Genomic DNA, 6,488 nt, shown 5'->3' on the forward strand with positions numbered 1-6,488 from the left:
GTAAAAAAAAAGGCCCTGACATCCGTTCAGGGCCTTGAGGGGGAGAATTAGCCTTTTATCGCTTTAACCAGATATTCCACGATATCACCGGTTTTAATCAGCTGCTTCTCACCGTTGCGACGATATTTGTATTCGATATCGTCGTTGTCGAGGTTCCGATCGCCCAGCACGATGGTGTGCGGGATACCGATCAGCTCCATATCGGCGAACATGACGCCCGGACGCTCTTTACGGTCGTCCATCAGCACTTCAATACCTTGAGCGCTCAGTTCGGCGTACAGTTTTTCCGCCAGTTCCTGCACACGGTAAGACTTGTGCATATTCATCGGCAGGATCGCCACCTGGAACGGCGCGATCGCATCCGGCCAGACGATGCCGCGATCGTCAAAGTTCTGCTCAATTGCTGCCGCCACCACGCGAGTCACCCCGATACCATAGCAGCCCATGGTCAGGATCTGATTGCGGCCATCTTCGCCCTGCACCGCAGCCTTCATCGCCTCGGAGTACTTGGTACCGAGCTGGAAGATATGGCCTACTTCGATACCGCGTTTGATAAGCAGGGTACCTTTACCGTCCGGGCTCGGGTCGCCGGCAACGACGTTACGGATGTCGGCGACTTCCGGCGTGGCAACATCGCGGTCCCAGTTGATACCGAAGTAGTGTTTGCCATCGATGTTGGCGCCGGCAGCGAAATCGCTCATCACCGCCACAGTACGGTCGATAATCACTGGCACCGGCAGGTTCACCGGACCCAGGGAACCCGGGCCAGCTTGCACCAGGGCGCGGATCTCTTCTTCGGTGGCGAAAGTCAGCGGGCTGGCGACCTGCGGTAGTTTTTCCGCTTTCACTTCGTTCAGCTCGTGATCGCCGCGCACCAGCAGGGCAACCAGCGGGGAAGCGCTATCTTCAACGGCTTTCACCAGCAGGGTTTTCACGGTTTTTTCGATCGGCAGGTTGAACTGCTCCACCAGCTCGGCGATGGTTTTGGCATTCGGCGTATCGACCAGCGTCATCTCCTGGGTGGCGGCTGCGCGCGGCTCTTTTGGCGCAACGGCTTCTGCAAACTCGATGTTTGCCGCGTAATCAGAGCTGTCGGAGAAGATCACATCGTCTTCGCCGCTCTGCGCCAGCACCTGGAATTCATGGGAAGCGCTACCGCCGATGGAGCCGGTATCAGCCTGTACCGCGCGGAAATCCAGCCCCATACGACTGAAGATTTTGCTATAGGCGGTATACATCGCATCGTAGGTTTCCTGCAGCGACTCCTGCGAAGTATGGAAAGAGTAAGCATCTTTCATCAGGAATTCACGGGAGCGCATCACACCGAAACGCGGGCGCACTTCGTCACGGAATTTGGTCTGGATCTGATAAAAATTCAGCGGCAACTGCTTATAGGAGTTCAGCTCGTTGCGGATCAGATCGGTAATGACCTCTTCGTGGGTTGGTCCGAGGACGAACGGGCGATCGCCGCGATCGGCAATGCGCAGCAGTTCCGGGCCGTATTGCTCCCAGCGACCGCTCTCCTGCCACAGTTCAGAAGGCTGAACGACCGGCATTAACACCTCGATCGCACCGGCGTTGTTCATCTCTTCACGCACGATGTTTTCGACTTTTTTCAGGACGCGCACGCCGGTCGGCAGCCAGGTGTATAACCCGGAGGCCAGCTTGCGGATCATCCCGGCGCGCAGCATCAGCTGGTGGCTGATTACCTCGGCGTCGGCAGGTGTCTCCTTCAGAGTGGAGAGCAGATATTGGCTAGTACGCATGTTGTAACGGTTCCAGTTAAACGAGCGGAACAGGCTGGTTGTCCAGCCTGAAACAAAAAAGTGGTTTAGTTTACCAGTGTGGCAAAGATGCCAAAAGAGAGGAAAAATAAAATTAGCGCGCTTCGAGGGCAAAGACTTCAAAACCAGAGGCAATAACCCGCCAGCGGACGTTGAAATCCAGCAGCCAGACGGCATACGTTTTTCCTGCTTCTTCCTCTTTACGGTAGGCCGGGCGCGGATCCTGTGCCAGTACTTCGCGGATAAACGCTTTGATATGCGGGTAGCGTTTTTCCAGCGTCAGTAACTGTGCTTCTGTTTCCGGCGTAAAGCTGACGTTCATACCCGCCAGCGGCGCCTGCTGCGCATAGCTGGCGCTGGCATTCGGCAGGGCTTCGGCGAAAGGAAGATACGGTTTGATATCAACCACCGGCGTCCCGTCGACGAGATCAAGACTACCCAGCTCCAGTATCACCTGATCTTTCTGACAGCGGACGCCTTTCAGTTCAACCAGAGACATGCCGATGGGGTTAGGGCGAAACGTCGAACGGGTGGCGAAGACGCCCATCCGCGCATTGCCTCCCAGCCGGGGAGGGCGCACCGTGGGACGCCAGCCGCCTTCCATCGTCTGATGAAACACAAACAGGACCCACAGATGGCTGAAGTTTTCCAGGCCCCGCACGGCGTCGGCCTGGTTGTAGGGCGCGACCAGATGCAGTTCTCCGCCGCCGTGTTTTACCAGGCCTGGCTGGCGAGGCACGGCAAATTTCTCTTTATACGGCGAGCGGATCACGCCTATCTGTGCGAACTGGAATGCACTCATTGTGCCGAGACGTTAAGCGCCGAGCCGAGACATACCGCCTGACGGTAGCAGCCTGGCGTGCCGCTGGTCACTTCGCAGCGGTGAAGCAGGACAGCATTGGCTTTCATACGCGCGGCATTAATCTGCAGGCGCTTGCGGGCGGTAGGGATATTTGGTGGTGAATCCTGATTCGAGGCCTGGCACGATTCGCCAGTGACTTCACCCAGATCGCGGAACGGTTTACCTACCAGCTCTGACGCATCGGTATAAATACGTACTGGCGCCGGACGGGTTGCGCGTGGTTTGCTCGGCTCCGATTTAACCGGGGGAGTTGCAGTGCTTTGAACAGGCTCAACGGGAGATCTGCTTAGCATGGAACAACCGCTTAACATGAGTGCTAACAAACAGACCGGTAAAGCACGCATAGTATTTCCTCAATGAATAAAAAACAGGGCGTTATTGAATCAGGTGCTTGCATAAATGACAAGACGGGCGTGAAGCCCGTCCTGAATGATATTACGGTGAGAAAAGATTACCAGCCTTTCACGGCGCCGCCGTTAAAGATCTTGTTCGCCGCTTCGTAAACTTCATCGCTCTGGTAAGCCTGAACGAATTTTTTCACATTCTCAGCATCTTTGTTGTCTTCACGCGCCACGATCAGATTCACGTACGGCGACTCTTTGCCTTCAACAAAGATACCGTCTTTCGCTGGGGTCAGACCAATCTGGCTGGCGTAAGTAGTGTTGATAACGGCCAGCGCAATTTGCGCGTCGTCCAGAGAACGCGGCAGCTGCGGCGCTTCCAGCTCAACAATCTTCAGGTTTTTCGGGTTCTCAACCACGTCCAGAGAAGTCGGCAGCAGGCCCACGCCTTCTTTCAGTTTAATCAGACCCACCTGCTGCAGCAGCAGCAGGGAACGACCGAGGTTGGTCGGATCGTTCGGAACGGCAATCTGTGAGCCCGGCTGCAGTTCATCCAGCGATTTGATTTTCTTCGAGTAACCCGCGATTGGATAGACGAAGGTATTGCCGACGGCAACCAGTTTATAGCCGCGGTCTTTAATCTGCTGGTCGAGATAGGGTTTGTGCTGGAAGGCGTTCACGTCGATGTCGCCTTTGCTCAGCGCTTCGTTCGGCAGCACGTAATCGTTGAAGGTCACCAGCTCAACGTCGAGGCCATACTTCTCTTTTGCTACTTTCTGCGCCACTTCCGCGACCTGCTGTTCCGCCCCGACGATAACGCCAACTTTAATATGATTCGGATCTTTTTCATCCTGACCGCAACCCACCAGCGCCAGAGAACCGATTAACGCGCCAACTGCCGCAAAGGTTTTGAAATTAAAGGCCATGTTATTTCCTTCCTGTAAGAATGAGTGTTGTCTGCCAATAACGTTATTTATGAGTCACAGCCCGGACGATGCGATCGCCAGAGAATTGAATTAAATAAACCAGAATAACCAGTAATACCAGTACGGTATTCATTACCGTCGCGTTATAGCCGATGTAGCCATACTGATAACCAATCTGCCCCAGACCACCGGCGCCCACCGCGCCGCCCATGGCGGAGTAGCCTACCAGGGTAATAAGCGTGATGGTGGCAGCGTTGACCAGACCCGGCAGCGCTTCAGGCAACAGGACTTTACGCACGATCTGCAGCGGCGTGGCGCCCATCGCGCGGGAAGCTTCGATAAGACCGGTCGGGATTTCCAGCAGTGCGTTCTCCACCATACGGGCGATAAACGGCGCGGCGCCGACGGTTAACGGCACGATCGCCGCCTGCAGGCCGATTGAGGTGCCGACGATCACGCGGGTAAACGGGATCATCCAGACCAGCAGGATAATGAACGGGATGGATCGGAAAATGTTCACCAGCGCCGACAGCGTGCGGTACAGTTTGGCATTGGCGACGATTTGTCCCGGACGGGTCACGTACAGCAGTACGCCCACCGGCAGGCCGAGGACAAAACCGAAGAAGCCGGAGACAAAAGTCATTGCCAGCGTTTCCCATACGCCGCGCAACAGCAGCCACATCATTGCCTCAGACATAACCCAATACCTCTACTTTTACATGATGTTCCTGCAGCCAGGCGATCGCCGCCTGAGTGTCTTCCTGTGTACCGTGCATTTCGGTGAGCATGATGCCGAACTTCACACCGCCGGCATAATCCATCTGCGCGCTAATAATGTTGTTATTTACATTGAAGCGACGCGCGGTTTCCGAGAGCAGCGGCGCATCGACGGAGTGGCCGGTAAATTCCATGCGCAGCATCGGTACGCTATCCGCTGTGGCGGTAGGTTTCAGGCGCGCCTGATAGTCATCCGGAATATCGAGGTGCAGAGTGGACTGAATAAACTGCTGCGCCAGCGGCGTCTTCGGATGGGAGAAGACTTCGCTCACCGTGTCCTGCTCGATCAGCTGGCCGTTGCTAATGACCGCCACGCAGTCGCAGATGCGTTTCACCACATCCATTTCGTGGGTGATCAGCAGGATGGTCAGGCCCAGGCGACGGTTAATGTCTTTCAGCAGTTCGAGAATGGAACGGGTAGTGGCCGGGTCCAGGGCGCTGGTGGCTTCATCGCACAGCAGAACCTTGGGGTTGCTGGCCAGCGCGCGGGCAATGGCGACGCGTTGTTTCTGGCCGCCGGAAAGATTGGCCGGGTAGCTGTCCTGCTTATCAGCCAGGCCAACAAGATCCAGCAGCTCGGTGACTCGGCGTTTGATTTCTGCTTGCGGCGTGTTGTCCAGCTCCAGGGGTAATGCCACGTTGCCGAAAACGGTCCGCGAGGCCAGCAGATTAAAATGCTGGAAAATCATGCCAATCTGACGGCGTGCGCGGGTTAACTCCTTTTCCGACAGAGCAGTCAATTCCTGGCCGTCAACCTGTACGCTGCCCTCGGTCGGGCGCTCCAGCAGGTTGACGCAGCGAATCAGCGTACTTTTACCGGCGCCGGAGGCACCGATGACGCCGTAAATCTGTCCTGCAGGGACATGCAGGCTGACGTTATTGAGCGCCTGAATGCTGCGATTCCCCTGCTGGAATACTTTGGTGATATTGGAAAGTTTAATCATCAGTTATTTATTATCGTTTAGCCGTTTGCCGTGGCATTTTCTTCTGCCGTATCCAGGCGATGCCTGGCAATGAAATGGATGTTAAGGCATCCAGACGTCTAAATCAATCTGACTCTTTATAATGAGCACTTTCTTGCATGCGGAAACATGCGATACTAACGGCACTAGCCTTTTTCAGGAGCAAACCGGTGGCAAAGTCAGTACCCGCAATTTTTCTCGACCGTGACGGCACTATTAATGTCGATCATGGCTACGTCCACGAAATCGACAATTTTGAATTTATCGATGGCGTCATTGACGCGATGCGCGAACTAAAAGAGATGGGCTACGCGCTGGTGCTGGTCACTAACCAGTCCGGTATTGCTCGCGGCAAATTTACCGAAGCCCAGTTTGAAACGCTGACCGAATGGATGGACTGGTCTCTGGCAGACCGCGGCGTCGACCTGGATGGTATCTACTATTGCCCACACCACCCGCAGGGTGCGGTGGAGGAGTACCGCCAGACCTGTGATTGCCGTAAACCGCATCCAGGGATGCTGATCTCCGCCCGCGATTATCTGCATATCGATATGGCTGCTTCCTTTATGGTAGGGGACAAACTGGAAGATATGCAGGCGGCAGCGGCTGCGGATGTTGGTACTAAAGTGCTGGTGCGTACCGGTAAGCCCCTGACTGAAGACGCGGAAAAAGCGGCGGACTGGGTGCTAAATAGCCTGGCAGAGCTGCCTGCTGCGATTAAAAAGCAGCAAAAATAAGCGTTACGTTTAAAAGATGAGCGGTTGAAATAAAATTGTATTTTTCCGCTTGTCATTCCCGGAGAGCTCCCTATAATGCGCCTCCATCGACACGGCGGG

Annotated in this window: 7 protein-coding genes; 1 reads left to right on the top strand and 6 read right to left on the bottom strand. The window is 55.2% G+C overall.

Translation table 11 applies throughout. The annotated features are described in order from the left end of the window. Positions 1-47: 47 nt before the first annotated feature. The 6 genes from proS to metN all read right to left on the bottom strand — a co-directional run bounded on the left by proS (position 48) and on the right by metN (position 5,634). A complete protein-coding gene (gene proS, locus ACKLKD_RS14735) occupies positions 48-1,766 on the bottom strand; it encodes a proline--tRNA ligase (protein WP_025712360.1) in 1,719 nt (572 codons plus the stop codon). Between the two features lie 112 nt (positions 1,767-1,878). After that, positions 1,879-2,586, bottom strand: coding sequence for a tRNA (N6-threonylcarbamoyladenosine(37)-N6)-methyltransferase TrmO (tsaA, locus tag ACKLKD_RS14740; protein ID WP_025712361.1), 708 nt, complete (start codon positions 2,584-2,586; stop codon positions 1,879-1,881). Then, positions 2,583-2,990: an Rcs stress response system protein RcsF gene (gene rcsF, locus ACKLKD_RS14745; RefSeq protein WP_025712362.1), complete on the bottom strand. Its 408-nt coding sequence runs from the start codon at positions 2,988-2,990 to the stop codon at positions 2,583-2,585. Before rcsF ends, tsaA begins: the two co-directional genes overlap by 4 nt. Before the next feature lie 107 nt (positions 2,991-3,097). Beyond that, positions 3,098-3,913, bottom strand: a complete 816-nt coding sequence (gene metQ, locus ACKLKD_RS14750; protein WP_025712363.1) for a methionine ABC transporter substrate-binding lipoprotein MetQ — start codon at positions 3,911-3,913, stop codon at positions 3,098-3,100. Between the two features lie 43 nt (positions 3,914-3,956). Beyond that, positions 3,957-4,610, bottom strand: coding sequence for a methionine ABC transporter permease MetI (locus ACKLKD_RS14755; RefSeq protein ID WP_004204478.1), 654 nt, complete (start codon positions 4,608-4,610; stop codon positions 3,957-3,959). Further along, positions 4,603-5,634, bottom strand: a complete 1,032-nt coding sequence (gene metN, locus ACKLKD_RS14760) for a methionine ABC transporter ATP-binding protein MetN (protein ID WP_025712365.1) — start codon at positions 5,632-5,634, stop codon at positions 4,603-4,605. Before metN ends, ACKLKD_RS14755 begins: the two co-directional genes overlap by 8 nt. A 188-nt stretch (positions 5,635-5,822) precedes the next feature. Between metN and gmhB the strand changes: the two genes are divergently transcribed. Beyond that, positions 5,823-6,389, top strand: coding sequence for a D-glycero-beta-D-manno-heptose 1,7-bisphosphate 7-phosphatase (gene gmhB, locus ACKLKD_RS14765; RefSeq protein WP_025712366.1), 567 nt, complete (start codon positions 5,823-5,825; stop codon positions 6,387-6,389). Positions 6,390-6,488 lie beyond the last annotated feature (99 nt).

Source organism: Klebsiella sp. 10982, from assembly GCF_048589245.1.
Lineage (GTDB): Bacteria > Pseudomonadota > Gammaproteobacteria > Enterobacterales > Enterobacteriaceae > Klebsiella > Klebsiella quasivariicola.